Source organism: Thioalkalivibrio sp. ALJ12 (genome assembly GCF_000378305.1).
GTDB lineage: Bacteria > Pseudomonadota > Gammaproteobacteria > Ectothiorhodospirales > Ectothiorhodospiraceae > Thioalkalivibrio.
In genome coordinates this window covers 358,548-383,584 of record NZ_KB899540.1, presented here as the reverse complement: position 1 = coordinate 383,584, position 25,037 = coordinate 358,548, and the positions used below count along the sequence as shown (strand labels likewise).

Below are 25,037 nucleotides of genomic sequence, written 5' to 3'. Positions count from 1 at the left end.
CGCAGGGGCGGGTACCACAGCGGCGGTTAACAGCAGGCGATCTGGCGTGTGCGCCGCTATCCTGAGAGGGACAGGTGGGCGGCGAGATGCACGAGCCGCTTATTGGACTAATCCGGGCGGGCAGGAAGGCGGACATGGACGGAGCAAGGATTGCCGCACTGGTGCTGGTGGCGTGGTGGCTGACGGGCTGCGGGCTGTGGGATGCGCGCGGACAGATGCAGATGATGGGCCAGGCCTGCACGATTGCCGGAACCGTGGTGGCGGATGACGAGGTCCCGGGACCTTATGTGGTCGCGGTATTCCGCGCGCCGATGGAGGAGGGTGCTGTGCCGGAACCGGTGGACCACATGGTGAGCGCTGGAGGTGGCGAGTGGTTCTTTGGCCTGGCGCCGGGGCGTTACCAGGTCCTGGCCTTTGCCGACCCCGAGCGTGACGGGCGCCACGAGGCGGGTGCCCCGGTGTACCTGGCAAACGAGGGTGGCGTGCTGGAATGCCCTGCGGGTACGCGTTTTGGCGATATGGAGATCCGGATCGGGGGCGAAGGGGTCGCGGCACATGCGATCGCGTTGTCGCCCGCGCGCGAGCGGGGTCCGGAGGGCGGCCCCTTCAGCGTCGGTGGGGTCACGGCGTTCGGGGAAGTGACTACGCTGGATGACCCGCGTTTCGACGACGATGTCGCGCGCGGGAGCCAGTGGCGGCCGCTGGATTTCATGCTGGCCGGCTATGCCGGGGTCTATTTTCTCGAACCCTACGATCCCGACCGCATCCCGGTTTTGTTTGTACACGGTATGAACGGCTCGCCGCGCGGGTTCGCCGAACTCATCCACCAGCTCGATCGCGACCGTTACCAACCCTGGTTGTACTACTACCCGTCCGGGTTGCCCCTGCAGTCCATCGCGGCCCACCTGGCGCAGACCCTGGAAGAGCTGGAGCTGCGCTATGACGTGGAGTCCCTGCCGGTCGTGGCGCACAGCATGGGGGGGCTGGTGGCGAAGGGCTTTCTGCATGAGCGCGAGCGGCGGGCGGCGCCGGCCCGGATCCCACGCATGATTGCGTTGTCCACGCCCTGGCACGGGCATGCCGCCGCGCAGTCGGGGGTCGATCGTTCGCCGGTGGTGATCCCGGTCTGGCGTGACATGGCACCCGGCAGCGAGTATCAGCGCCGGCTGTTCGAATCGGAACTGTCGGGGGAGACGGAGCTGCACCTGCTATTCAGCTTTCGCCGTCCGGATAGCGGAGGACGCGCAGGGACGGATGGCGTGCTCACGCTGTCGACCATGCTGTACCCCCCGATACAGGGAATGGCGAGCAGCATCTACGGCGTGAACACCACGCATGCGGGGATTCTGACAGACCCGCTGGCGCTGAAGCGGGTACAAATGCTGCTCGAACCAGAGCCCTGAGTGGGCCTTGAGGGCCAGAACGTGCGCGACGCATGCAGCGGTTTTGGCGTAGGCTGAAAGCCGTGCCGCGAATCGCCGCGGCACGGCTTTTCGGGAGGTCGTAATGCAGCTGTTCGAGTGTGAAGGCTGCGGTAGTGTCATTTATTTCGACAATACCTACTGCAATGGTTGTGGACGGCGGCTGGGCTTCCTGCCCGATCGCCTGGAGCTGTCGGCGCTGGAGATGGCCGGGGATGCGCTTTTCTCCTCCGGGGAGCCGATCCCGGGCGGGCTGTGGCGTGTCGCGGGCGAACCCGATGGGCCGCTTTATCGCCAGTGCCGCCACTACGCGGTGGACGCGGTCTGTAACTGGATGGTGCGCCACGATGACCCGGAGGGCTATTGCCGCGCGTGCCGGCTGAACCGCACCATCCCCGATCTGAGCGTGCCGGGCAATGCGCGCCTGTGGGAACGGATGGAGACGGAAAAGCGGCGCCTGGTCTACAGCCTGTTGCGCCTAGGGTTACCCGTTGTGTCCAAGCAGACGGACTCCGCCGGCGTGGCGTTCGATTTTCTGGCCGACCCGAACCCTGATTTCCACGAGGGCGGCGGCGTGGTAACCGGGCATGCGAACGGCGTGATTACACTCAACATCGCGGAGGCGGACCCGTCCGTGCGCGAGAGCATGCGCGAGGCCATGGCCGAGCCCTACCGCACCATCCTCGGACACTTTCGTCATGAATCGGCGCATTACTACTGGGACCGTCTGATCCGGGGGACGCGCTGGCACGAGTACTTCCGTGGCCGCTTCGGCGATGAACGCATCGACTACGACGAGGCGTTGCGCCGCCATTACGAGGATGGGCCGCCCAGCGACTGGCAGAACCATTTCGTGTCCGCCTATGCAAGCTCCCATCCCTGGGAGGACTGGGCCGAGACCTGGGCGCATTACCTGCATATCGTCGACGCCCTCGATACGGCGGCGGCCTATGGCATGGATGTCGCGCCCAGTGTTGGAGAGGCGGCGAGGCTTGGGCCGCAGGGCGGGCAATCGCATTTCGATGCCTACGCCACCGACGATCCGGATGCCCTGGTCGCGCACTGGCTGCCGCTGGCCGCAGCCCTGAACAGCCTGAACCGCAGTATGGGGCATGCCCATGTCTATCCATTCGTCTTGACACCGGAGGCGATCTCGAAGCTGGGCTTCGTGCATCGGGTCATCCAGGATTTTCGTACCGGTAACCGTTCCGCAGGCGAGCGGGAACTGCTGCACACGCATCGCGTCTGAGGGCCGGACACTTCAGGGAGGAAGCGGATGTACAACGTCGCGACCCGAGGACCGTTCAAGGGACTGAACCCGCGCGTAGCCCCGATCGCGCTGCTGCTGGTGGTGCTGATCGCGCTGTTTGCGATCTACCGCACGGATGAACTCGAGCGGGTGGTCTCGGACGCCCGCACCTTTCTGACGCCTTTCCTCGAGTGGTACTACGTGGTCGCGATGGCCGTGTTCCTGGCCATCGTGATCTGGCTGGGGGTCGGCCGTTACAAGGACGTCCGTCTCGGGCGGGATGACGAGGTGCCGGAGTTCACCACTGTCTCGTGGCTGGCCATGCTGTTTGCCGCTGGCATGGGAGTGGGCCTCCTGTTCTGGGCGGTGGCCGAGCCGCTCAGTCACTACGGGGGCAACCCGTTCCTGCTGGACAACGGCGAGACGGCCGAGGCCGCCGACATGTCCATGGTGCTGACCTATTTTCACTGGGGTCTGAATGCCTGGGCGGTGTTCGCGCTGCTGGCGCTGATCCTGGCCTATTTCGGCTTTCGCAGGGGGCAGCCGCTGGCGCTGCGCTCCGCGCTGCATCCGCTGATCGGGAAATACAGCCACGGCTGGCCCGGCGACATCGTCGACCTGCTGGCCATCCTCGCCACGGTGTTCGGGATCGCGACCACCCTGGGGCTGGGTATTCAGCAGCTGGATACCGGGTTGGTGCATACCCTGGGGATTTCCGGTGGCGAGAACGGGCAGCTGTTCCTGGCAGCCCTGCTCACTGTCATTGCGATCGTTTCGGTCATTACCGGCGTCCAGGTCGGCGTACAGCGGATTTCCCAGGCCAATATGTGGCTGAGCGTGGCGCTGATGGGCCTGCTGCTGATCTGGGGGCCGACCCAGTATCTGCTGGCACTGTTCGTGCAGTCCTCCGGCAGTTACCTGCAGAACCTGCTGGGGCTCTCGCTGTACACCCACGCCCACCAGACGGATCCCTGGCATTCCGACTGGACGGTGTTCTACTGGGGTTGGTGGCTGGCCTGGGCGCCGTTTGTCGGGCTGTTCATTGCGCGCATCTCGCGCGGGCGCACGCTGCGCGAATTTGTCCTGGGCGTGCTGCTGGTGCCTACGGTCATCACCTTTTTCTGGCTCGCGATGCTGGGCGGTACCGCGCTGCATGCCGAGGTCGAGGGGATCGCGGATATTGCCGACAAGGTCTCCGAAGACCTGACCATGGCCACCTTCGCGACCATGGATACGCTGGAGCCCTGGCTGGTGGCCAAGGTCGGGGGCGGGCTGATCACGATCCTGATTGCGACCTACCTGCTGACCTCCGCCAACGCCGGGATCGTCGTGATCAATACCCTGCTGGCCCACGGTTCCACCGTCCACCGCAAGCGGCATCTGACGATCTGGGGTGCGTTGATCGGCCTGATCACTGCGGTGTTGCTGCTGGCGGGCGGCCTGGAGGTCCTGCAAAGCGCAGTGATCCTGGCGGCCCTGCCATTTTCGCTGGTGATCCTGATGATGATCGTGGGGCTGATCCGGGGGCTGGAGCAGGAGCGCTGGGCACCGCGCCCGGGCGAGCGGTCGATCCTGCCCAGCGAGCCCTGGCAGGTGCCGGCGGATCGCGTTAGCGAGGATTATGACACCGAGGATGATGCCCCAGAATCCGGTCCGGACGACGATAATCCGGAAGATCGGGAGCCACCGCCGCGGCCGTGGTGAGGGTCGGGCGATTCGCCGATCGTGGTGGAAAGTCCCGCCGGCTTTGCGTTCACTTTTGGACGCGGCGACCTTGCCTTAGCCTGTTCACACATTCGATAACCGAGAGAGCACCATGAGCGACGATACCCTGCAGCTGTCCGGCGACCTGATCCAGAAGATCCAGGACGTTCTGGTCGAGACCGATCCCAAGGCCCAGCAGCCCATCGTGGCCGTGCAGTATCTGAGCGCGATCACTGGTTTTCTGGTGGCGCAGATGCCGGAGTCGGTGAACGAGCGCAAGGAGTATCTGAAGCAGCTCTCGCAGTTCACCGAGTCGGTGTTCGTGGATATGGAGAGCCGCAAGCAGGCCGCCCCGCCGCCGCAGGAGGCCAGTGGCGTCTGGCGCCCGGGCGATAACTAAAGTCCGTTTGCCCGCCTGATTGCGGGCATGAAGCCGGAGGCTGGGGCTCAGTCGTCCTCGGCCTCGCCCTTCTTGCGTGAGCGCATCTGGCGCAGCATGGCTTCCTGCTCGTTGAAGCTTGGCATGCGGCGCTTGCCGCCCACGTCGCGATCGCGCTCATTCGCCCCGGCGGGGCCCGGGTGCCCGGCGCGCTCGCCTTCCTTGATCGACTGGTATTCAGTCAGTTCGCGCTGGGCGTCCTCGTCGCTGGTGTAGCGGCCGCGATAATCCTGCGGCGGCTTGTGGCCCTTGCGCAGGAACACCTGCTTGCGCAGTTCCTTGTTGTAGTCGGTCACGCGGCGGTCGATCCAGATCAGATCAAACGCCGCCCAGGCCACCATGGCACCCGTCGGGATCAGCCACCACCAGCCAGCCACTAGCCAGGCCACGATCAGGATTGCCGCACTCAGGCCAATGTAGCCCGCGCCCCCCAAAGGTTCGCGCAGATAGAAACGGTGCAGTCCCAGCGGAAACAGGACCCAGGCGACGTAGGCGGGCGGGCGCGCGCGCATCTCGGCCGCGAGTTTCGCGTTGATCGCCTGCAGGCCGCCGCCCTCGAGATCCAGTTCCTTCCACGCCTTGCGCATGGGTGCCTCCCAGCTGTGGACAATCGTCCGTGCACGGTAACGAACTGTGCCGGCATGCGCGATTGTTCGGGTTCGGCTCGGGGTTACCCGGTCGGGTTCTCGTGGGTCGGATCGCGTTCCAGCAGGCGGCGGGCGGCCTCGCGTACCGGTCGCCCCTGGTAAAGCACGGCGTGGACCTCCGCGGAGATGGGCATGTCCACCGACAGGGCCTCGGCGCGCGTGCTGATCTGGCGCGCGGTCTCGACCCCCTCGACCGACTGGCCGATACGGGCGCGGGCCGTCTCCAGGTCATAGCCCTGACCCAGCAGGCGCCCCAGGCGCCGGTTGCGCGACTGGTCATCGGTGCAGGTGAGGATCAGATCGCCGAGACCGGAAAGCCCGGTCAGCGTGCCCGGCTGGGCCCCGACCGCCTCGCCCAGGCGCTGCATCTCGGCCAGACCGCGCGTCATCAGCGCGGCGCGGGCATTGCCGCCGTAGCCCGCGCCGTCGGCGATCCCGGTCGCGACCGCGAGGACGTTCTTCAGGGCTCCGCCCAGCTCCACACCAATCACGTCGTGATTGCGATAGATGCGCAGGGCGTTGCCATGCAGTGCGCCAGTCAGGCGGTCCAGGCTGTGTTCGCTCTGCGAGGCCGCCGTCAGTGCGGTGGGCTGGCCGCGGGCCACCTCTGCGGCGAAGGAGGGTCCGGAGATCAGCGCGGGCGGGAAGCCGGAGCCCAGTTCTTCCTCGGCGATCTCGTGCAGCCAGGCCCCGCTGGATGTCTCCAGTCCCTTGGTGGCCCAGGCGACCGTCTGCCCTTCACGCAGGCGCGGCTGCATCCAGCGCAGGGTCTCGCGAAAGGCCCCGGACGGGACTGCGATCAGCACCAGGTCGACATCGTCGATCACACCGGGGGCGGCGCTGATGGAGAGGGTTTCCGGGAAGGGGATGCCGGGCAGATAGCGGGCGTTCTCGCGCGCGCGGCTCAGCCGCTCGGCGGCCTCGTCCTTGCGGACCCAGAGTACGACGTCCTGGTGCAGACGCGCGGCGTGGATCGCCAGCGCGGTGCCCCAGGAACCGCCACCCAGGAGTGCGATGCGCACGGGTGCGAGCCCCGGATCAGGCCTGGGAGGTCGACTCCGGCGCGGCCGCCTGCGAGTCGCCGGATGCCTTTTTCTGGTCTTCCAGGTGTTGCTGGTACAGCGCCTCGAAGTTGACCGGCTGCAGCAGCAGCTGCGGGAAGCCGCCCTTGAGTACCAGGTCCGCGACCGTTTCGCGGGCGAACGGGAACAGCAGGTTCGGGCAGTAGGAGCCCAGCAGCTGGTTGAGCTGGTCGCGGGGGAAGCCGCGGACGATGAAGACCCCGGCCTGGTTGATCTCGACCAGGTAGGCGGTCTTGCCGTTGGACTCGGTGGTCACGGTCAGTTTCAGCTCGACCTCGAACACGCCTTCTTCTTCGCGAATCGGGCGGGCGTTGGTGTTCAGCTGAATGTTGGTGTCGCCCTTCCACTCGTTCAGAAAGATCTCGGGGGCGTCCGGCGACTCGAACGAGATGTCCTTGATGAACACCTTCTGGATGGAGAAGCCGGGGTTGTCCTGGGAGTTGCCCTGCGCGCCCGCGCCGTTACCGCTGGTGTTGGAGGTTTCTTCAGCCATGATGTTGTTCCGAGTCGTGGAGAATGGGATTTGTGTGCGGGAATCGTAAAGGAATGTGGCGCCGGATAGGAGTCAAGAGGCGGGTGAGTTTTCCCGTCGTCCTGGGGGCTCAGGCGTCGCTGGTGCGCGCGATGCCGGCCGCTTCGGCCATGCGTTGCAGTTCACCGGAGCGATCCAGCGCCTGCAGCTCGTCGTATCCGCCGATATGGGTGTCACCCAGGAAAATCTGCGGCACCGAGCTGCGGCCGGCCCGCTGTTCCATCTCCGCGCGCGCCCCGGGTTCGCGATCCACCGGGTGGTCGTCGAAGGGGTAACCGTGGTGGATCAGCAGCCGGCGGGCCAGCAGACAGAACGGGCAGCGGACCGTGCCATAGACCTCGAAGCGCATTACTTCTTCTTGATCGGCATGCCCGCGGATTGCCAGGCCTGGATGCCGCCCTGGAGGTTCACGACATCCTGGAACCCCGCAGCGGTCAGCTGTGAGGCGGCCATCGCGGAGCGGTTACCGCTGCGGCAGTACACCACTACGGGCTTGTCCTTGTACTTGGCGATGTCGTCCATGCGCTTTTGCAGGCTGCCCACCGGGATGTGCTTGGCCCCACCAATGCGGCCGGAGGCGATCTCGTTGTCCTCGCGCACATCCAGCACCAGGCTGTCGTCCTGATTGATCACGCGCACGGCCTCGCTCGGCGAGAGGGTGCGGTACTTGCGGGTCAGGCGGCGGAACTCGGTGAACAGGATCATCCCGACAACCGCCAGCAGGGCACCGGTCAGGATCGGATGATTGGACAGGAATTCAGGGAGTCTTTCGAGCATTCAGGCCGCCGCGTCGGTCAGGGAGATGTCAGGAGCTGCAGAAAACGTCCTGCATCATACCGATCAGGCGCAGCGTGCGGGAGTCCCCCACTCGGTAGTAGACACGGTTCGCATCCTTGCGGGTCGCCAGGATGCCCTTGTCGCGCAGGATGCCCAGGTGCTGCGAAATGTTGCTCTGCGAGGTCCCGACCTGATCGACGATTTCCTGTACGCTGATCTCGCGATCGCCGAGAATGCAGAGGATCTTGAGCCGCAGGGGGTGGGACATGGCCTTGAGCGAGCGCGAGGCCCGTTCAATGTCCTCGTCCTGAGACATCAGTTCTTCTTCGACCATCTTTTCTTCTTCGACCGCTTCGTTGCTCACGGCATGCCTCTTTATTGTTTTTGCGAAACAGCAAGCCCGTAACCGGGTGAGAATATAAGTACCTAAACGTACCCCGATATGCGAATTTGCGCAATCTTGACTTCCCGATACCCCTTACTGCTTGTTCTGGCGGCATTTTTGCTGGCGCCCGCAGGCAGCCTGTCGGCGTTTGAACCGGAGGCCGAACTGGAGGAGACGCTGGAGGCGATCCGTGACCTGGAGCGTAGTCAGGAGGAGCGCCAGGCCGCGCTCGAACGTCTGGAGGATGAGCTCGAGCGCGCGGCGCGGGGCAGCAGCGAGTCGCGGCGCGAACTGCGCGAACTGGAGGCCCAGCGCGAGCAACAATCCGAGGTGATCGCCGAGCACGAGGCGCGCGTTGAGCAGGAAGAGGAACGGCTGCGCGAGGAACGCGTGCAGGCGGGGCGCCTGCTGCGCGACCAGTGGCAGCGCGACCGGCACCCGGGACGCGTACCGGGCACCGGGGGTGAGGGCGAGCTGAGCCGGTTGCACCCGGAGATCGCCGCGCGCCTGCGCGAGGCGCGGGCCGAGGCGCTGGCGGCCCTGGGTGAACAGCTCGAGGTGCTGCGCGCCGCGCGCGACGACCTGGAACGCGAGCAGGCGGTGCTGGCCGAGCAGGAGGCGGCGCTGCGCGAGGTGCTGGCGGATCTCGAACGCGAGGAGGAGCGGCAGCGTGTGGCGATGGACGAGCTGGAACGCGCGATCGAGGACGAGGCGCTGGAGCTGGCGCGGCTGGAGCGCAATGCCGAGACGCTGGAAGACCTGATTCGCGAGGTGGAGCGCGATGCGGCTGAACGCGAAGAGCGTGCCGCGCGGGGCGATCCCCCACCCGAGCGTGCGCCCGTTCGTTCCGATGTCGCCTTTGCTGACCTCCAGGGCGAGCTTCCGATGCCGGCGGACGGCTCGGTCGTTCGGCGCTTCAACGAGCCGCGCGGCAGTCGTCTGCAGTCACGCTGGCGCGGAACCGTGCTGGAGGTTGACAACGGCGAGTCGGTGCACGCCGTCCATTTTGGTCGTGTGGTCTACGCCGACTGGATGCAGGGCTACGGTTTTCTGGTGATCCTCGACCACGGGAGCGGTTACCTGACGCTGTACAGCAACCTGGAGGAAATCCTGGTCGCCGAGGGCGAGGAGGTCGAGGGCGGCACGCGGATGGCCCTGGCCGGCGCCGGGCGCGAGGCGATCGCACCGGGACTCTACTTCGAGATTCGGCGAAATGGCGATCCGTTGAACCCTGAGGACTGGTGGCTATCTCAATGACGAGCGTCACGAAATAATCGTGACCGTGTTTGAAGGATTTGTCGGGCGAAAACAGCAGACGCAGTCGGGCGTTCAGGCATGGGTCAGATTCCCGGTGCTACCATCGGTCCGGTAAATACCTCCGTTTCTAGAGGATCGGTAATGAAGAAGTCTTGTCGCACTGGGTACGCCCTGGTGGTGGGTTTGGTTGTCGGTGTCATGCTCAGCGTGTCGGTGGCGGTGTATGCCGATCGCGAGAATGGCGCACAGAATGCCTTGCCGGTGGAGGACCTGCAGCGGTTCACCGAGGTGTATATGCGCATCAAGCGCAACTACGTCACCGAGGTGGACGACAAGGAACTGCTGGATAACGCCATCCAGGGGATGCTCTCCGGGCTGGACCCGCATTCGGCCTATCTCGACGAGCAGGACTTCGAGGACATGCAGGTCGGGACCTCCGGCGAGTTCGGTGGTCTGGGGATCGAGGTCGGCATGGAGGATGGCTTCGTCAAGGTCATTGCCCCGATCGACGACACCCCGGCGAGCAAGGCCGGCATCCAGGCGGGTGACCTGATTATTCGCCTGGACGGTGAATCGGTGCAGGGCATGACGCTGTCCGATGCCGTCTCCAAGATGCGTGGAGAGAAGGGCTCGGACATTACCCTGACGATCGTCCGCGAGGGCGAGGATCAGCCGAAGGAGATCACGCTGACCCGTGACCGTATCCAGGTCCAGAGCGTGCGATCCGAGATCCTCGAAGACGGGTATGGCTACCTGCGTATCAGCAACTTCCAGCAGCGCACCGCGCGTGACGTCGTGCGAGCCGTCGAAGAGCTGAAGGAAGAGGGTGATCTGCGCGGCCTGGTGCTGGACCTGCGCAACAACCCGGGCGGCATTCTGAACGGCGCGGTCGGTGTGTCCGATGCGTTCCTGGAGGAAGGGCTGATTGTCTACACCGAGGGCCGGCTGGAGGACTCGCAGTTCCGCTACCAGGCCTCGCCGGGTGATGTGCTCGGCGGTGCCCCGATGGTGGTACTGGTGAACCGGGGTTCGGCCTCGGCTTCCGAGATCGTGGCCGGCGCCCTGCAGGACCACAAGCGTGCGGTGGTCATGGGCCAGAACACCTTTGGCAAGGGTTCGGTGCAGACGATCCTGCCGCTGACCGAGAACACCGGTATCAAGCTGACCACCGCGCGTTACTTCACGCCGGACGGCCGCAACATCGAGGAAGACGGCGTAGAGCCCGATATCCGGCTGGAGAACCTGACGGTCTCGCGTGCCGATGACGGCAATGGCCGCGACGCCCAGGTGCGCATGCAGCGGGAGCTGCAGGGCGAGGACGTGCCGGAGGATGATGACGACAATGGCGAGAGCCTGGCCGAGCGCGACTACGGCCTGAGCGAGGCCCTGAATCTGCTCAAGGGGCTGAACATCTACAGCCAGCGCTGATCGGAGGTGGCCATGACGCAGGAAACACCGCGTGTCCTGGTGCCGCTGGCGGCCGGGGCCGAGGAGCTGGAGGCCGTCACCATCATCGACTTGTTGCGCCGCGCGCGCTTCGAGGTCACGGTCGCGGGGCTCGAGCAGGGCCCCGTGCGCTGTTCCCGCGGGACGGTGATCCAGCCGGACGCCACGCTGGAAGCAGTTCAGGACGATGCCTTCGACCTGATCGTGCTGCCCGGTGGGCTACCGGGCGCCGATCACCTGCGCGACGATCCACGGGTACAGGCAATGCTGCGGGCACAGGCCGAGCGCGACGGCTGGCTGGGCGCGATCTGCGCCGGGCCCAAGGCGCTGGCGCAGGCGGGTGTGCTTGAAGGTCGCCGCGTGACCTCGTTTACCGGGGCACTGGACGAATCGGGTATCCCCTCTACCGGGGGGCTCGTGGAAGTCGACGAGCGCATCATCACCGGACGTGGTCCGGGGGCGGCGATGGACTTTGCCCTGACGCTGATCGAGCAGCTGGCCGGGCGCGAGGCCCGCGAGGCCGTCGAGGGACCGTTGCTGCGTCCTTAGCAAGGCAGACCTTTCCTGCTCCCCGTGCAAACCCTGCGCGGCTCCATCCAGCGTCCCTTTGCATCCTGGCATGAACCCGACGGCCCCAGTCGATTAGACTGTGCGGGTCTCGCGGTCGCCTGGCCGCGCCCAACGAACCCAACCCAAGGAGTCGTGACCGAATGGCAGGCCACAGCAAGTGGGCGAACATCCAGCATCGCAAGAACGCCCAGGACGCCAAGCGCGGCAAACTCTTTACCAAGCTGATCCGCGAGATCACCGTCGCTGCCCGGCAGGGCGGGTCCGACCCCGAGACCAATCCGCGCCTGCGCCTGGCGATCGACAAGGCGCTTGGCGCCAACATGACGCGGGATACCATCGAGCGCGCGGCCAAGCGCGGCGCCGGTGAGTCCGACGGGGCCGCGATGGAGGAGATCCGCTACGAGGGTTATGGCCCGGGCGGTGCGGCGATCCTGGTCGACTGCATGACCGACAATCGCAACCGGACAGTGGCCGAGGTCCGCCACGCCTTCTCCAAGATGGGTGGCAACCTGGGGACCGATGGCTCGGTGGCCTATCTGTTCCAGAACAAGGGCGTGGTCCGCTTTGCGCCCGGTCTGGACGACGAGACGGTCATGGAGGCCGCGCTGGAGGGCGGCGCCGAGGATGTGCAGGTCGAGGACGACGGCGCAATCGAGGTGATTACCGAGCCCGATGCCTATCAGGACGTGCGCCAGGCGCTGCTGGACCGCGGACTGGAGCCGGAGAGCTCCGAGGTCACCTGGCGCCCGGAGACCCTGTCGCCACTGGATGCGGAGACCGCCGAGTCCGTGCTGAAGCTCCTGGAGATGCTGGACGACCTGGACGACGTGCAGAACGTCTTTACCAACGCCGATTTCCCGGAAGGCGTGGGGCAGTGATGCCGCGCTGCTGCGCGCCGTAATCCGCGCCTCTCTGGACAAACAACGATGCGTATCCTTGGTATCGATCCCGGCTCGCGGATTACCGGCTTTGCGGTGATCGAGTATGCCAAAGGCCAGGGCCGTTCCCGCGGCCATGGCGTGATCCGGCCCAGATCCAAGGGGTTTCCCGAGCGCCTGGGCGAGATCTTCGCCGGTGTCGTTGAGGTGATCAGCGAACTCAAGCCCGACGTACTGGCGATCGAAACGGTGTTCGTCGCGCGCAATGCGCAGTCGGCGATCAAGCTGGGGCACGCCCGGGGGGCCGCCATCTGCGCGGCGACCCAGGCCGGGCTCCCGGTACATGAATATGCGCCGCGTGCGATCAAGATGGCGGTGGTCGGCGTGGGCAGCGCGGACAAGGAGCAGGTCCAGCACATGATGCAGCAACTGTTACGTCTGACCGAACCGGCCAGCAGCGATGCCGCCGATGCCCTGGCCGTCGCGCTGTGCCATGCCCATACCGCCCAGCACCAGGCGCGTCTGGCAGGGGCCGCCTCGGCCGTGATCGGGGGGCGCCCATGATTGCCCGGCTGGAGGGGACGCTGATCAGCCGCGAGGTGAATGGCGTGGTCATTGATGCGGGTGGCGTGGGCTACGAGGTCGAGGTTCCGCTCTCCACGCTGGCGGCCCTGCCGGAGCCGGGCGGCAGTGTCGTGCTGACCACGCACCTCGTGGTACGCGAGGATGCGCACCAGCTGTTCGGGTTCATGCACAAGCGCGACCGCGATCTGTTCCGGCGTCTGATCCGGGTCAACGGGATCGGGGCCAAGCTCGCGCTGGCGATGCTCTCGACCTACGCGGGCGATGAACTGGCCAGCCTGATCAGCGGCGGTGACGTGACCGGACTGGCCAAGGTCCCGGGGATCGGCAAGCGCACGGCCGAACGGGTGGTGCTGGAGCTCGGCGAGCGACTGGCCGAGATGGGATTCGCGGCCACGCCGGGTGTCGCCGGCGCAGGGGTCGATGCCCCGGCCGCCGCGATGGACGGCGAGGCCCTGGCGGCGCTCGAGTCGCTGGGTTATCAGCGCGCCAGCGCGGAGAAGATGGTCGCCGCCGTGCGCGATCAGGCCGATTCGGTAGAGACGCTGGTGCGCCTGGCATTGCGCGCGACCGTCAGGCGCTGAGAATGCCGGCCCGGTATCGCCTGGGCCGGTCAGATACGGTCAGCAGGCGCCCCCCTAGCAGTCGCCGATGCGCTGGCCTTCAACCGAGATTCGCACGGACATGGGACCCATCGGCGAGTCGATCTCGCTGGTCATCTCTCCCTCCGCTCGATCCCCCATGAACTGCATTGAGCCCTGCATGTCCATGCTGGTGCCGTCGGGATCGGTGCAGGTCATGGTGTAGTCCACACCGTCCGCGCGCATGTCCATGCTGTCCACGCTGCAGCCGTCCGGTGCCTCGATCATCTCCTCGCCGCGCGCGAGGTCGTCCTCGGTCACGCACTCGGTGTAGGTCTCGGTCTGCTCCGGCATCTGGTGCGCGCCGTCCATGGTGGTGGTGTTCGTGTACTCCCACTCGCCCGGCTGGATATTCGGTGTTTCGGCCTGGGCCACCAGTGGCAGGAACGCGAACGGGACGGCGGCCAGCAGGCTGTAAAGGCTGGAACGAGGCATCATGATGGGGCTCTCCCTGCGAAATGTGTGCGGTTCATGGTGCCTTGGCGCTTGCAGGGGAGCAAATTGGCGAATGTCTCTGATCGGTGGCATGTTGCGGTTGGGGGTCTCGGAGGGGATGCATGGCCATACCATTATGGGTGTTGGGCGGTGCGGGTGCCGTGGTGCTGGGCGGCGCCGTGCTGCTGGACGGGGATCCGCGCGATTTCCTGGCGGGCGGCGGGCATCCGGCCGCTCCCGGCTGTGCGATTCCGGTGGAGATGCATCTGGGCGAGATCGACCCGCGCTTCGAGCTGGAGCCCGACGAAGTGCGCCGCGCACTCGATGCCGCGGTGGCGATGTGGGAGACCCATACCGAAGAGCGGCTGTTCACCGCCCGCGACGGTGAAGGGATGGCCGTGCGGCTGGTGTTCGACGAACGTCAGGCCGGCGCCATGGCGCGGGAGCGCTCGCGTGCGCAGCTGGATCAGGCACAGGAGGATATCGACGATGCCCGGGAGCGCCTGGACCGCCATCGCTCGGCGCTGAACGCCGACGTCGAGCTGTACGAACGCGGTGTGCGCGGGTTCGACGAGCGCCGCCGTGCGCACGAAGGCCGGGTCGCCGACTGGAATGCGGGGCGCGGGGAGCGCAGTGCGCAGGCCCGCGAGCGTCTGGAACGGGAAGCGCGAGAGCTGCGCGAGGAGCACGAACGACTGGAAGAGCGCCGCCGCGGGCTGGAGGATCGCCGGTCGGATCTGAACGCGGCCGGTCGCGACCTGGAACGCGAGATCGCCGCCTTCAATGAGCAGGTCGATCAGTTCAACCGGACAGCGGCTGCGGGCAGCGGTTTCGACATGGCGATCTACCAGCAGCAGGGCAACCGTCGCAGCATCACGGTCTACAAGGCGAGCGACTTTGACGAACTGCGCCTGACGCTGGCACACGAGCTCGGCCATGCGCTGGGGATCGGGCACGTCGATGACCCCGCCGCGGTCATGCACGCGGAGCTGGGCCCCGCGAACGCGGGCCGCGAGGACCTGGCCGCGGCGGATCGTGCCGCGCTGGTGGAGTCGTGCGGGGTGGAGCTGGTGAAGCCGTGAAGGGCCGGGGCGCGATCCCTCGCCCCGGCAGGCATCAGAAGCGGTAGCGCAATCCGGCCGACAGGACGTGTACATCGCCCCGCGTGCGCCCGCGAGTCTCGGTGGTTACCCCGACATTGGCAAACTCCGATTCGAGCTCGATCGACTCGCTGCCAACGTCGATATAGGCATAGCCGAAGTCGAAACTGAAGCGATCGCTGGCGCGGTAGCTGGCGCCGACCGTGTACCAGGTGCGGTCGCCATCCGGTGTGCGCGTGCTGCGAAATCCGTCGCGGGTCGGTGTGCGGTCGTACTGGATTCCGGCGCGCAGCGTCCACTGCGGGTTGGCCTGATATTCTGCGCCCAGGGCGATCGCATAGCTGTCGCGATAGTTCTGATCCAGGGTCTGGATGGAACCGCCACCGCTGCCGCGAACATCGATCTCGTCGAAGTTCGACCAGCGAAACCAGGTGTACTGCACAAGCCCGGTCCAGCGGGCATCGAACTCGTGCGACAGGGCGACGCTCGCGATATCCGGCAGTTTCAGTTCGGCCTGCGCGGACATGGTGTTGGTATCCGCACCGGTCCCGGCCGGGGGCGTGATCGTCGCGGTGCCACGCAGGTTCTGGCTGACCCCGTGGCGGTAGTGCAGGCCCAGCCGGGTCGCGTCGGTCAGGTCGGCCTGCAGGCCCAGGTTGAAACCGACATCCCAGCTGTCGCCCTCCAGCTTGAATTCGCCATCGGTGTCCGGATCCGGTCCCGCGGGCGAGGGGATGGCGCTGCGCAGCGTGGCGTTCGCGTAGTGCAGGTCCAGGCCGCCGCCGATGGAGACGCGCTCGCTCAACTCGAAGGCCATCGACGGGTGCAGGTTGATCACCTTCAGGTCGGTCTCGGTGGAGTCGTAGCGGCCGAAGAAGTCGTCGTCGTAGTCGTTGGCCAGGCCATAGGGTGCGGTCAGCCCCACGCCCAGCCACAGGCGCTCGCCATAGCGCTCGGCCCAGTAGAGGTTCGGGACGGGGGTCGGCTCGTACGGGTTGCCGCCGTTGCCACCGTCGGTGGCCTGTTCGCCGAAGGCGCCGGTGGCCGAGGAGCCCCGGTCGCTCATGCGTGTGCGCGGCATCAGCAGGTGCACGTTGGCCTGAAACTCGCCGCTTTGCAGACGCGTCATGCCGGCCGGGTTGAAGTAGATGGTGCTGGCGTCATTGGCGGCGGCGGCCTCGCCGGCATAGGCCCGGCCAAGGCCCGCAACGCCCTGTTCCTGGATGTAGAACCCCGCCGCGAGCAGGGTGGTTGGTGCGGCGAACATGGCGCCGGCGACGGCGACACTGAGCGCCAGTCGGTGCGTGGAATGGTGCGTCATGCGGTCCCCCCGGTCTTGTTATGGGCGGGGCAGGGCTTGCCCCCCGTCCGGGGTGATCGTCTGCTCCCGGTTCGGACCCTACCGGGTCGGACGATATTCGCCAACCTGTTTGCGGTGTCTGAGCATGAGAAAAGTCATGCTCAGAGCGATGACTGCCGGGAAATCAGATCAGGAGGGCAAGCCCCACGACCGCGGCGGTGACGCCCCCGATCAGCAGGGCAAGCGTGCGCCGGGTGAAGCGGCCGAAGAACAGGCGGGCGGCCCGTTCACGCAGGCCGAAGCTGTCCTGCAGTCCGACGATGGCCGCGATCAGGCCACCGACCAGCAGGACAATGCCGAGGATCTGGATCATCGCGTCTCCCTCCATGCGGTTCGTTTACCACTTGCGTGGTGCGATCAGGCGCAGCAGCGCCAGCAGCAGAATCGCCCCGACGGTGGCCGCCACCAGGGTCCCGATCAGGCCGGCCGTCGGTACCCCCAGCTGGGTGAACAGCCAGCCACCCAGCACCGCCCCAATGACCCCGATCACGATGTTCAGCAGGATGCCCTGGCCGGCGCCGTGGACCAGCAAACCCGCGAGCCAGCCGGCGATGCCGCCGACCAGCAGCAGCAATAACAGTGATTCAACGGGCATTGAGTACTCCTTTGCTCTCTTGTCTGATGGATGACGCGGACGGGTGTTCCGTGCGGCCCGGATTCAGCCGACGGTGGCATAGCGCGTGGCGCTGCCCAGCCAGCGCTCGATCAGGGCCGCAGCACGCGGCCGGTCCTCGCGCACGCGCAGGGCCAGTTCCGTGGCCTCCTCCAGCAGGTCCTGATCGCGTGACCAGTCGGCCACGCGGAAGCTGCGGTCGCCCGTCTGGCGTGTGCCCAGCAGCTCGCCAGGGCCGCGCAACCGGAGGTCCACCTCCGCGATCTCGAAGCCGTCGTCGGTGCGGCGCATCGCCTCGAGGCGCTCGCGGGCGGTCTCGCCCAGCGGCGGGCGGTAGAGCAGCACGCAGGCGGAGGCGGTGTTGCCGCGCCCGACACGTCCACGCAACTGGTGCAGCTGCGACAGCCCCATGCGTTCGGCGTTCTCGATGATCATCAGGCTGGCGTTGGGGACATCCACGCCGACCTCGATCACCGTGGTCGCGACCAGCAGATCGAGCGCGCCGGCGCGGAAGCGTTCCATCACCGTATCGCGCTCGGGCCCCTTCATGCGCCCATGGGCCAGCCCGATGTTCAGCTCCGGCAGCGCTTCGCGCAGGCGTTCGGCGGTCGCCTCCGCGGACTCTGCCTCCAGTTGTTCCGATTCCTCCACCAGCGGGCATACCCAGTAGGCCTGGGTGCCGGAGCCGCAGGCGGCGCGGATGCGCTCGATCACCTCGTCGCGGCGCTCGTGGCTGATCAGTGCGGTGCGCACGGGTGTGCGCCCCGGTGGACGCTCGTCGATGACCGAGCTGTCCAGATCGGCGTACAGGGCCATGGCCAGGGTGCGCGGGATCGGGGTCGCGGTCATGATCAGTTGATGCGGCGTCTGGCCGTTGCCCTTGTCGCGCAGGGCCATGCGCTGGTGCACGCCAAAGCGGTGCTGTTCGTCAATGATCGCCAGCCCCAGGCGCTGGAAGCGGACCTCCTCCTGGAACAGGGCGTGGGTGCCGATCGCGACCTGGCGCTGACCACTGGCCAGTTCCGAAAGCAACTGGCTCCGCTCGCTGGCGCCCTGGCGTCCGCCCAGCCACGCCACCGACACGCCCAGCGGTTCCAGCCACATGGCGAGATTGCGCCCATGCTGACGGGCGAGCAGCTCGGTGGGGGCCATGAATGCCACCTGATGGCCCGCCTCCACCGCCGCCAGGGCGGCCGCGACTGCGACCAGGGTCTTGCCGGAGCCGACGTCGCCTTGCACCAGCCGGTTCATCGGAGCCGGGCGGGCCAGGTCCTCGCGCACCTCGTGGATCACGCGGTCCTGTGCGCCGGTGGGCTCGAACGGGAGCTGGTCGCGCAGTTGTCGCCACAGTGCGCCCTCGGGGCGGATGACCGGCGCGCGGCGCGTATCCTGCGGGGCGCGGCTTTGTTCCATGCGGGCGAGCTGGTGGGCGGTCAACTCCTCCAGGGCCAGGCGGGTGCGTGCGGGCCCGCGCTGCTCGGCGGTGTCCAGTGCATCCAGGGCCTCGGCCCGCGCCGGCGGGTGGTGCAGCTGCTGCAGGGCCGTGTGCAGCCCGGGCAGCTGGCGCTGGTTCAGCTCCGGGAGCAGGTCGGGCAGCTGCCCGGTCGTCGGCAGGACCTCGGTTACCAGCTGGCGCAGGAGCTTCTGCGAGATGCCCTCGGTGGTGGGATAGATCGGAGTGAGGTGGGTCTCCAGCACGGGCGGTTTCGTGCCCACCACCTGGAGTTCCGGGTGCACGCACTCCATTGCGCCGGGCATACCGCGGGGCTCGCCAAAGGCGCGAATGCGCGTGCCCGGGCTCAGGCGGCGTTGCTGACCACTGCCGAAATGGAAGAATCGCAGCAGGATGGACGCGCCGTCCTCTTCCAGCGTGACCACCAGCATGCGTCGGCGGCGATGGACGACCTCGGCATGGGTAACCCGGCCCTCGAACAGGGCGGGGAGTCCCGGGCGCAGGGCGCGGATCGGGGTCAGCCGGGTACGGTCCTCGAAGCGCAGCGGCAGGTGCAGGAGGAGGTCGCGGGCCTGTTCCAGGCCCAGGCGGGCCAGACGCTCGGCCACTGCGGGGCCGACGCCCTTGAACCCCGTCAGCGGTGCCTGAAGGTCCACCGCGGTCGCCGCGCGCGGATCAGCCGCGCGGGCACCAGGCGATGGCGTCCATCTCCACCTGCGCACCCTTGGGCAGGGCGGCTACGCCGATTGCGGCGCGGGCCGGGTACGGCTCGGCGAAGACCTCGCTCATGATCTTGTTGACCAGCGGGAAGTGGGTCAGGTCGATCAGGAAGATGTTCAGCTTGGCGATGTCGGAGAAATCCGCACCGGCGGCCTCCAGCACGGCCTTCAGGTTGTCGAACACGCGGCGGATCTGGTCTTCGATGCCGCCGTCGACCAGCTCCATCGTGGCCGGGTCCAGCGGGATCTGGCCGGACAGGTACAGGGTGTCGCCGGCACGCACGGCCTGGGAGTAGGGGCCGATCGCGGCCGGGGCATTTTCGGTCTGGATGATTTCGCGCGACATGCGGGCTCCTTGGCTCGGGTCGGTGATTCGGGATGCGGGCACCTTACCGCATTCGTCGGGCGGTGGGATCGCCGGGGCAATGCATCTACAAGAGAACGAGATTGTCGCGGTGAATGAGCTCGGGTTCCAGGAGGTAGCCAAGCTCCGCCTCGACATGGTCCGCGCGCAGGCCGCGGATGCGTTCCACCTCGCTGGAGGCGTAGTTGGTCAGCCCGCGCGCGACCGGGCGGCCGTCCGGGTCGACGCAGGTCACGACCTCGCCGCGGCGAAAGTCGCCGCGCAGGCCCACCACGCCCACCGGCAGCAGGCTGCGGCCCGACTCGCGCAGTACGCGTGCTGCGCCGGCATCCAGCAGGAGTTCGCCGCGCGAATGCAGCTGGTCGGCCAGCCAGCGCTTGCGCGCGGCCAGCGGCTCGCGGTCGGGCTTTAGCCAGGTGCCCAGGCGCTCGTTCTTCAGCACGCGGCCGATCACCTGGGCCTCGCGCCCGGAGGCGATCACGGTATGCGTGCCGGAGCGCGCGGCGCGCTCCGCGGCCTTGAGCTTGGTGGCCATGCCGCCGCGCCCCAGGCGCCCGAAATCGGCAGCCACGAAGCGGTGCAGTTCGGTATCCGTGGCGCGGCCCTCGTGGATCAGCTCTGCGTCGGCGTGCTGGCGCGGATCACGGTCGAACAGGCCGTCCTGGTCGGTCAGGATCAGCAGCAGGTCTGCGACCACGAGGTTGGCGACCAGGGCCGCCAGGGTGTCGTTGTCCCCCAGCCGAATCTCCTCGTAGGCGACCGTGTCGTTCTCGTTCACCACGGGGATGGTCCCCATCTCCAGCAGGGCCTGCATGGTCGAACGGGCATTCAGGTAGCGCGAGCGATCGGCGAGGTCGTCATGCGTCAGCAGGACCTGTGCCGCGTGCAGGTCGTGGCTTGCGAACTCCCGCTCGTAGGCCTGCACCAGACCCATCTGCCCCACGGCCGCGGCGGCCTGCAGGCGATGCAGCTGGTGCGGGCGCTCGCTCATCCCGAGCCGGCGCATGCCCTCGGCCACGGCGCCACTGGAGACCAGGATGACCTCCAGCCCCTTGCGCCGCAGCGCGGCGATCTGGTGAGCCCAGGATTCCAGCGCCGGGCGATCCAGGCCCGCGCCATCGGCGGTGATCAGCGCGGAGCCGATCTTGACCACCACGCGGCGGATGGCCGGGAGTTCGCGCAGGGCGCGGGTGCTCACGCGTGATCCTCCCCGGCCTCGCCGGTCGCCGTGGGGGCCGTAGCGGGTTCCTGGTTCGCCGCTTCGACGTGGCGCATGACGGCCTGCATCAGCGCGTCCACCCCGTCGCCGGTGGCGGCGGAGATGGTGAACACCGGGCGCTCGCCGCCCGCCACCTCGCGCACCCTCGTGATCAGGGTCTCGAGGGCCTCGGCGTCCAGCAGTTCCTTCTTGTTCAGCACGATCCAGCGCGGACGGCCGGCCAGTTCGTCGCTGTGGCGTTCGAGCTCGCCCAGCGCGGTCTGCATGTCTGCGACCGGATCGGCCTCGGGGTCGGGCGGTGCCACGTCGACCACGTGCAGGAGCAAACGGGTGCGCGCCAGGTGCTTGAGAAAGCGGGTGCCCAGCCCGGCGCCCTCGGCCGCGCCCTCGATCAGGCCGGGGATATCGGCCATCACGAAACTCTGGTTCGGTCCGATGCGCACCACGCCCAGCTGCGGGATCAGGGTGGTGAACGGGTAATCCGCGATCTTCGGACGTGCGGCCGAGGCGCGCGAGAGCAGGGTGGACTTGCCGGCATTCGGCAGGCCCAGAAGCCCCACGTCAGCCAGTACCATCAGCTCAAGCGCCAGCTTTCGCAGCTCGCCCGGCGTGCCGGGCTTGCTCTGGCGCGGGGCCTGATTGGTAGAGGACTTGTAGCGGGTGTTGCCGAGCCCGTGAAAGCCGCCCTGGGCGACCAGCAGGCGCTCGCCGTCGCGGGTGATATCGCCCAGGACCTCGTCGGTATCGGCGTCACGGACCTGGGTGCCGACCGGGACCGGGATCTCCAGGTCCGCGCCGGAGGCACCGGTGCGCTGGCGCCCCATGCCGTTCTCGCCACGCTGGGCGTCGAAGCGGCGCTGGTAGCGGAAGTCGGCCAGGGTGTTGAGCCCCTCGTCGCCGACCAGCCACACAGAGCCGCCATCGCCCCCGTCACCGCCGTCCGGCCCGCCAAACGGGATGAACTTCTCGCGGCGAAAGCTCACGCAGCCGTTCCCGCCGTCGCCGGCCTTCACGGTAATGGTTGCCTCGTCGATGAACTTCATGCCGCTTCTTCCTGGTTCCCGTTCTTGATGCGCACAATAAAAAAGCCCCGCGGAACGGGGCTTTTGGCGCTACCAGTGGCGTGTCCGCTTACTGCTGCGGCTGCACGCTCACAAAGCGCCGGTTGTTCGGCCCACCGACCTTGAACACGACCTGGCCGTCCACCTTCGCGAACAGCGTGTGGTCCTTGCCACAACCCACGTTCTCGCCGGGATGATACTGCGTCCCGCGCTGACGGACGAGGATGTTGCCGGCGCGCACGACCTGGCCGCCAAAGCGCTTTACGCCCAGGCGTTTGCTCTCGGAATCGCGCCCGTTGCGGGTACTCCCGCCTGCCTTTTTATGTGCCATGGATTCGTTCTCCTGAAAAAGTGCGCCGGCGCGTCAGCCGGCGATGCCGGTGATGCGCACGGTGGTGTAGTGCTGGCGGTGCCCCATCTGCTTCTGCGAATGCTTGCGGCGCCGGAATTTCATGATGTGGACCTTCTTGGCACGGCCATGGTCCTCGACCTTCGCGGTCACCTTGCCGCCGTCGACCAGCGGGGCCCCGACGCGAACATCGTCGCCCGAACCGACCATCAGCACCTGGTCGAACTCGACCTCGGAGCCGGCTTCGGCCTCAAGCTTTTCGATGCGGATCACGTCACCTTCGGCGACGCGGTACTGTTTACCACCTGTTGCGATGATCGCGTACATTTCCCTGGGACTCCGTTGCGATACCTGTGTGGACCGGCCCGTAAAGTCTGGAACTGAAGACCGGTCTCGCGAAAGGGCGGAAATGCTAGCAGCGAGTCGCGTTCGGGTCAATGCCATTCGGCGGTGCGCGCTTGACACCCCACCGGGGCCTTCCTAGCATGCCAGCGCCTACCAACTTCCTCATACTGGCGCGCCTACCCGCATGTCCATCAACGCAATCCGAGAGCTGGCTGCAGACGACATGCAGGCGGTCGACCAGTGCATCCGTGACCGGCTCAGTTCGCCGGTGGTGCTGATCAACCAGCTGGGTCACTACATTATCCACTCCGGGGGCAAGCGCCTGCGGCCCCTGCTGGCGACCCTGTCGGCGCGCGCCTGCGCGGTCGAGGGTGAGGAGCCGGTGGTGCTGGCTGCGGTGGTGGAGTTTATCCACACCGCGACCCTGCTGCATGACGATGTGGTCGATGCCTCCGAGATGCGCCGGGGCAACGAGACCGCGAACCACATCTTTGGCAACGAGGCCGCGGTGCTGGTCGGCGATTTTCTCTACTCGCGCGCGTTCGAAATGATGGTCGAGGTTGGTTCGATGCGGGTGATGGAGATCCTGGCCCACGCGACCAACGTGATCGCCGAGGGCGAGGTGATGCAGTTGATGAACTGCCACGATGCCGATGTCGACGAGGCCCGCTACATGAACGTGATCCAGTCGAAGACGGCCAAGCTGTTCGAGGCCGCCTGCCAGCTGGGCGCCATCCTGGGCGAGCGTCCGCGGGCCGAGGAAGAGTCGCTCGCGCGCTATGGCATGCATCTGGGCACCGCCTTCCAGCTGATCGACGATGTGCTCGACTACTCTTCCGACGATGCCGTGACCGGCAAGCGCATGGGCGATGACCTGGCCGAGGGCAAGCCGACCCTGCCGCTGATCCAGGCGATCCGGGTCGGTACGCCGGAGCAGCAGACCGTTGTGCGTCAGGCGATCGAAGACGGCGGGCGCGAACAGGTGGATGCGGTGCTCGAGGTTGTCCACGCCACCGGGGCCCTGGACTACGCCCGCGAACGCGCGGCCGCGGAGACCGAGGCAGCGATTGCCGCGGTGTCCGTGCTCCCCGAGTCGCCACACCGCCAGGCCCTGATCGACCTCGCGCGCTTCGCGGTGGGCCGCGATCACTGACCGGGCGCGGCCGCGGGTCGGTGCACTCGCGGCCGCGCAAGCGCATCGGGCGTTGCCCGGATCACGTATTCCGTTGGCCGAGGGCATGGACACGCCCGGAGTGGCTCGGCATAATAGCGGGCTCGGTTCGGAGTGTAGCTCAGCTTGGTAGAGCACTGCCTTCGGGAGGCAGGGGTCGAAGGTTCGAATCCTTTCACTCCGACCAACTCTATTTCCCTGGTGTGCCGGGTCGTATCTGGCCGGCAGCCAGCCGATGATTCCATTCCTGTTCTGCTCCTGCGGACGCGTTCATGACCGCCACTTCCCAGGCCGTTCGCGGCACCCTCTACATCGTTTCCGCGCCATCGGGCGCAGGCAAGACCAGCCTGGTCGCCGCTTTGCTGGAGCGGGTGGAGCAGGTCGAGGTCTCGGTCTCGCATACGACGCGCAAGCCGCGCGCTGGCGAGGTTGACGGCGAGCACTATCACTTCGTCTCGGCCGAGGAATTCCTCGGCATGATCGAGGACGGCCAGCTGCTGGAACACGCGAAGGTGTTCGACAACTTCTATGGCACCGCACGCGCCAGTGTCGAAGAGCGCCTGGATGCCGGCATGGACGTGATCCTGGAGATCGACTGGCAGGGTGCGCGCCAGGTGCGTGCGGCGGTGCCGGATGCGCATTCGATCTTCATTCTGCCGCCGTCGCGCGACGAGCTGGAACGCCGCCTGCGCGGACGCGGGCAGGACAGCGAAGAGGTTATCCAGCGGCGCCTGCGCGACGCGGAGTCTGATTGCACGCATTTCCGCGAATATGACTACACGGTCGTCAACTCGGATTTCGAGCGGGCGGTTAGTGATCTGGCCAGCATCTTCCGTTCCAACCGTCTGCGCACGGTAGAGCAGGAGATACGCTCCGCATCGACGATACGGAATCTGTTGGCGAGCACGCCGGGCACGGCGTAACATGCAGTATTAACGACTCATAACCGGAGTACCCATGGCACGCGTCACCGTCGAGGACTGCCTCGAAAAAGTGGACAATCGCTTCGAACTGGTGCTGATGGCGGCCCGCCGGGCCCGTCACATCGCACACGGCAAGGAGCCCCGTGTATCCGAGGACAACGACAAGCCCACGGTCATCGCCCTGCGCGAGATCGCCGAGGGGCTGGTCGGCACCGAGGTGTTCGACGAGCACGATGAACGGCCCCAGAACCAGATGCTGGACTTCAGCACGATCCGCCATCTGGAGCAGCTGGAAGCCGACGAACGCTAGGGATC

30 protein-coding genes and 1 tRNA gene are annotated in these 25,037 nt (G+C 66.9%); 15 read left to right on the top strand and 16 right to left on the bottom strand.

Annotation, left to right across the window (positions count from 1 at the left end):
- Positions 1 to 134: 134 nt before the first annotated feature.
- The 4 genes from F467_RS0112080 (at position 135) to F467_RS0112065 (ending at position 4,774) form a co-directional block, all read left to right on the top strand.
- Entirely contained in the window at positions 135 to 1,403 is a 1,269-nt protein-coding gene (locus F467_RS0112080; RefSeq protein ID WP_018138617.1) for a triacylglycerol lipase, read from the top strand.
- A gap of 103 nt (positions 1,404 to 1,506) precedes the next feature.
- On the top strand, positions 1,507 to 2,670 hold the full coding sequence (locus tag F467_RS0112075; RefSeq protein ID WP_018138618.1) for a putative zinc-binding metallopeptidase: 1,164 nt from the start codon (positions 1,507 to 1,509) through the stop codon (positions 2,668 to 2,670).
- A gap of 27 nt (positions 2,671 to 2,697) precedes the next feature.
- The gene (locus tag F467_RS0112070; protein WP_018138619.1) at positions 2,698 to 4,374 is read left to right on the top strand and encodes a BCCT family transporter; all 1,677 of its coding nucleotides are present in this window, start codon (positions 2,698 to 2,700) and stop codon (positions 4,372 to 4,374) included.
- Between the two features lie 112 nt (positions 4,375 to 4,486).
- Positions 4,487 to 4,774, top strand: a complete 288-nt coding sequence (locus F467_RS0112065) for a hypothetical protein (RefSeq protein WP_017925760.1) — start codon at positions 4,487 to 4,489, stop codon at positions 4,772 to 4,774.
- A gap of 47 nt (positions 4,775 to 4,821) precedes the next feature.
- On the opposite strand, the gene F467_RS0112060 is transcribed toward F467_RS0112065, so the two are convergent.
- The 6 genes from F467_RS0112060 to F467_RS0112035 all read right to left on the bottom strand — a co-directional run bounded on the left by F467_RS0112060 (position 4,822) and on the right by F467_RS0112035 (position 8,215).
- Positions 4,822 to 5,400, bottom strand: a complete 579-nt coding sequence (locus F467_RS0112060) for a hypothetical protein (protein WP_018138620.1) — start codon at positions 5,398 to 5,400, stop codon at positions 4,822 to 4,824.
- Positions 5,401 to 5,483: 83 nt separating this feature from the next.
- Complete coding sequence (locus F467_RS0112055; protein WP_018138621.1) at positions 5,484 to 6,482, bottom strand: NAD(P)H-dependent glycerol-3-phosphate dehydrogenase; 999 nt, start codon at positions 6,480 to 6,482, stop codon at positions 5,484 to 5,486.
- Positions 6,483 to 6,498: 16 nt separating this feature from the next.
- Positions 6,499 to 7,035, bottom strand: a complete 537-nt coding sequence (gene secB / locus F467_RS0112050; protein WP_017925757.1) for a protein-export chaperone SecB — start codon at positions 7,033 to 7,035, stop codon at positions 6,499 to 6,501.
- A 109-nt stretch (positions 7,036 to 7,144) separates the two neighbouring features.
- Positions 7,145 to 7,423, bottom strand: a complete 279-nt coding sequence (locus F467_RS0112045; protein ID WP_018138622.1) for a glutaredoxin domain-containing protein — start codon at positions 7,421 to 7,423, stop codon at positions 7,145 to 7,147.
- Positions 7,423 to 7,851: a rhodanese-like domain-containing protein gene (locus F467_RS0112040; protein ID WP_018138623.1), complete on the bottom strand. Its 429-nt coding sequence runs from the start codon at positions 7,849 to 7,851 to the stop codon at positions 7,423 to 7,425. Before F467_RS0112040 ends, F467_RS0112045 begins: the two co-directional genes overlap by 1 nt.
- Before the next feature lie 28 nt (positions 7,852 to 7,879).
- Positions 7,880 to 8,215, bottom strand: coding sequence for a helix-turn-helix transcriptional regulator (locus F467_RS0112035; protein WP_017925754.1), 336 nt, complete (start codon positions 8,213 to 8,215; stop codon positions 7,880 to 7,882).
- A gap of 78 nt (positions 8,216 to 8,293) precedes the next feature.
- Between F467_RS0112035 and F467_RS0112030 the strand changes: the two genes are divergently transcribed.
- The 6 genes from F467_RS0112030 (at position 8,294) to ruvA (ending at position 13,553) form a co-directional block, all read left to right on the top strand.
- Complete coding sequence (locus tag F467_RS0112030; RefSeq protein WP_038049618.1) at positions 8,294 to 9,493, top strand: peptidoglycan DD-metalloendopeptidase family protein; 1,200 nt, start codon at positions 8,294 to 8,296, stop codon at positions 9,491 to 9,493.
- Between the two features lie 141 nt (positions 9,494 to 9,634).
- Positions 9,635 to 10,921: a S41 family peptidase gene (locus tag F467_RS0112025; RefSeq protein ID WP_018138625.1), complete on the top strand. Its 1,287-nt coding sequence runs from the start codon at positions 9,635 to 9,637 to the stop codon at positions 10,919 to 10,921.
- Positions 10,922 to 10,933: 12 nt separating this feature from the next.
- Positions 10,934 to 11,488: a DJ-1 family glyoxalase III gene (locus F467_RS0112020; RefSeq protein WP_018138626.1), complete on the top strand. Its 555-nt coding sequence runs from the start codon at positions 10,934 to 10,936 to the stop codon at positions 11,486 to 11,488.
- Between the two features lie 161 nt (positions 11,489 to 11,649).
- Positions 11,650 to 12,387 carry a YebC/PmpR family DNA-binding transcriptional regulator gene (locus tag F467_RS0112015; RefSeq protein ID WP_018138627.1) on the top strand — a complete coding sequence of 246 codons (738 nt, stop codon included), beginning with the start codon at positions 11,650 to 11,652 and terminating at the stop codon, positions 12,385 to 12,387.
- Positions 12,388 to 12,435: 48 nt separating this feature from the next.
- Positions 12,436 to 12,951 carry a crossover junction endodeoxyribonuclease RuvC gene (gene ruvC / locus F467_RS0112010; protein ID WP_018138628.1) on the top strand — a complete coding sequence of 172 codons (516 nt, stop codon included), beginning with the start codon at positions 12,436 to 12,438 and terminating at the stop codon, positions 12,949 to 12,951.
- Positions 12,948 to 13,553 (top strand): Holliday junction branch migration protein RuvA, encoded by a 606-nt coding sequence (gene ruvA / locus F467_RS0112005; RefSeq protein WP_018138629.1) that lies wholly within the window; start codon positions 12,948 to 12,950, stop codon positions 13,551 to 13,553. Before ruvC ends, ruvA begins: the two co-directional genes overlap by 4 nt.
- Before the next feature lie 54 nt (positions 13,554 to 13,607).
- On the opposite strand, the gene F467_RS0112000 is transcribed toward ruvA, so the two are convergent.
- Complete coding sequence (locus F467_RS0112000) at positions 13,608 to 14,048, bottom strand: DUF3617 family protein (RefSeq protein ID WP_018138630.1); 441 nt, start codon at positions 14,046 to 14,048, stop codon at positions 13,608 to 13,610.
- 119 nt (positions 14,049 to 14,167) lie between these two features.
- Between F467_RS0112000 and F467_RS0111995 the strand changes: the two genes are divergently transcribed.
- The gene (locus F467_RS0111995; RefSeq protein WP_038049621.1) at positions 14,168 to 15,127 is read left to right on the top strand and encodes a matrixin family metalloprotease; all 960 of its coding nucleotides are present in this window, start codon (positions 14,168 to 14,170) and stop codon (positions 15,125 to 15,127) included.
- Positions 15,128 to 15,161: 34 nt separating this feature from the next.
- Here the strand turns inward: F467_RS0111995 and F467_RS0111990 are convergent, their stop codons facing one another.
- The 9 genes from F467_RS0111990 to rplU form a co-directional block, all read right to left on the bottom strand.
- On the bottom strand, positions 15,162 to 16,466 hold the full coding sequence (locus F467_RS0111990; RefSeq protein ID WP_018138632.1) for an OmpP1/FadL family transporter: 1,305 nt from the start codon (positions 16,464 to 16,466) through the stop codon (positions 15,162 to 15,164).
- Positions 16,467 to 16,629: 163 nt separating this feature from the next.
- Entirely contained in the window at positions 16,630 to 16,818 is a 189-nt protein-coding gene (locus F467_RS0111985; protein ID WP_026182206.1) for a DUF3185 family protein, read from the bottom strand.
- 24 nt (positions 16,819 to 16,842) lie between these two features.
- Positions 16,843 to 17,100 (bottom strand): GlsB/YeaQ/YmgE family stress response membrane protein, encoded by a 258-nt coding sequence (locus tag F467_RS0111980; protein WP_018138634.1) that lies wholly within the window; start codon positions 17,098 to 17,100, stop codon positions 16,843 to 16,845.
- Positions 17,101 to 17,163: 63 nt separating this feature from the next.
- The gene (gene recG / locus F467_RS0111975) at positions 17,164 to 19,293 is read right to left on the bottom strand and encodes an ATP-dependent DNA helicase RecG (RefSeq protein ID WP_081601204.1); all 2,130 of its coding nucleotides are present in this window, start codon (positions 19,291 to 19,293) and stop codon (positions 17,164 to 17,166) included.
- Complete coding sequence (locus F467_RS0111970) at positions 19,247 to 19,636, bottom strand: RidA family protein (RefSeq protein WP_018138636.1); 390 nt, start codon at positions 19,634 to 19,636, stop codon at positions 19,247 to 19,249. Before F467_RS0111970 ends, recG begins: the two co-directional genes overlap by 47 nt.
- Before the next feature lie 85 nt (positions 19,637 to 19,721).
- Positions 19,722 to 20,852 (bottom strand): glutamate 5-kinase, encoded by a 1,131-nt coding sequence (proB, locus tag F467_RS0111965; protein ID WP_018138637.1) that lies wholly within the window; start codon positions 20,850 to 20,852, stop codon positions 19,722 to 19,724.
- The gene (gene cgtA / locus F467_RS0111960) at positions 20,849 to 21,916 is read right to left on the bottom strand and encodes an Obg family GTPase CgtA (protein WP_018138638.1); all 1,068 of its coding nucleotides are present in this window, start codon (positions 21,914 to 21,916) and stop codon (positions 20,849 to 20,851) included. The genes proB and cgtA overlap by 4 nt, the downstream gene beginning before the upstream one ends.
- Before the next feature lie 88 nt (positions 21,917 to 22,004).
- Positions 22,005 to 22,265: a 50S ribosomal protein L27 gene (rpmA, locus tag F467_RS0111955; RefSeq protein WP_012983372.1), complete on the bottom strand. Its 261-nt coding sequence runs from the start codon at positions 22,263 to 22,265 to the stop codon at positions 22,005 to 22,007.
- A gap of 33 nt (positions 22,266 to 22,298) precedes the next feature.
- Positions 22,299 to 22,610, bottom strand: a complete 312-nt coding sequence (gene rplU, locus F467_RS0111950) for a 50S ribosomal protein L21 (RefSeq protein WP_012983371.1) — start codon at positions 22,608 to 22,610, stop codon at positions 22,299 to 22,301.
- Positions 22,611 to 22,812: 202 nt separating this feature from the next.
- On the opposite strand from rplU, the gene ispB reads away from it, so the two are divergent.
- The 4 genes from ispB to rpoZ all read left to right on the top strand — a co-directional run bounded on the left by ispB (position 22,813) and on the right by rpoZ (position 25,032).
- Positions 22,813 to 23,781 (top strand): octaprenyl diphosphate synthase, encoded by a 969-nt coding sequence (ispB, locus tag F467_RS0111945; protein ID WP_018138639.1) that lies wholly within the window; start codon positions 22,813 to 22,815, stop codon positions 23,779 to 23,781.
- A gap of 128 nt (positions 23,782 to 23,909) precedes the next feature.
- Positions 23,910 to 23,986: transfer RNA gene (locus tag F467_RS0111940), tRNA-Pro, on the top strand.
- Between the two features lie 85 nt (positions 23,987 to 24,071).
- Positions 24,072 to 24,722 carry a guanylate kinase gene (gene gmk, locus F467_RS0111935; protein WP_018138640.1) on the top strand — a complete coding sequence of 217 codons (651 nt, stop codon included), beginning with the start codon at positions 24,072 to 24,074 and terminating at the stop codon, positions 24,720 to 24,722.
- Between the two features lie 34 nt (positions 24,723 to 24,756).
- The gene (rpoZ, locus tag F467_RS0111930) at positions 24,757 to 25,032 is read left to right on the top strand and encodes a DNA-directed RNA polymerase subunit omega (RefSeq protein ID WP_017925738.1); all 276 of its coding nucleotides are present in this window, start codon (positions 24,757 to 24,759) and stop codon (positions 25,030 to 25,032) included.
- The last annotated feature ends 5 nt before the right edge of the window (positions 25,033 to 25,037 follow it).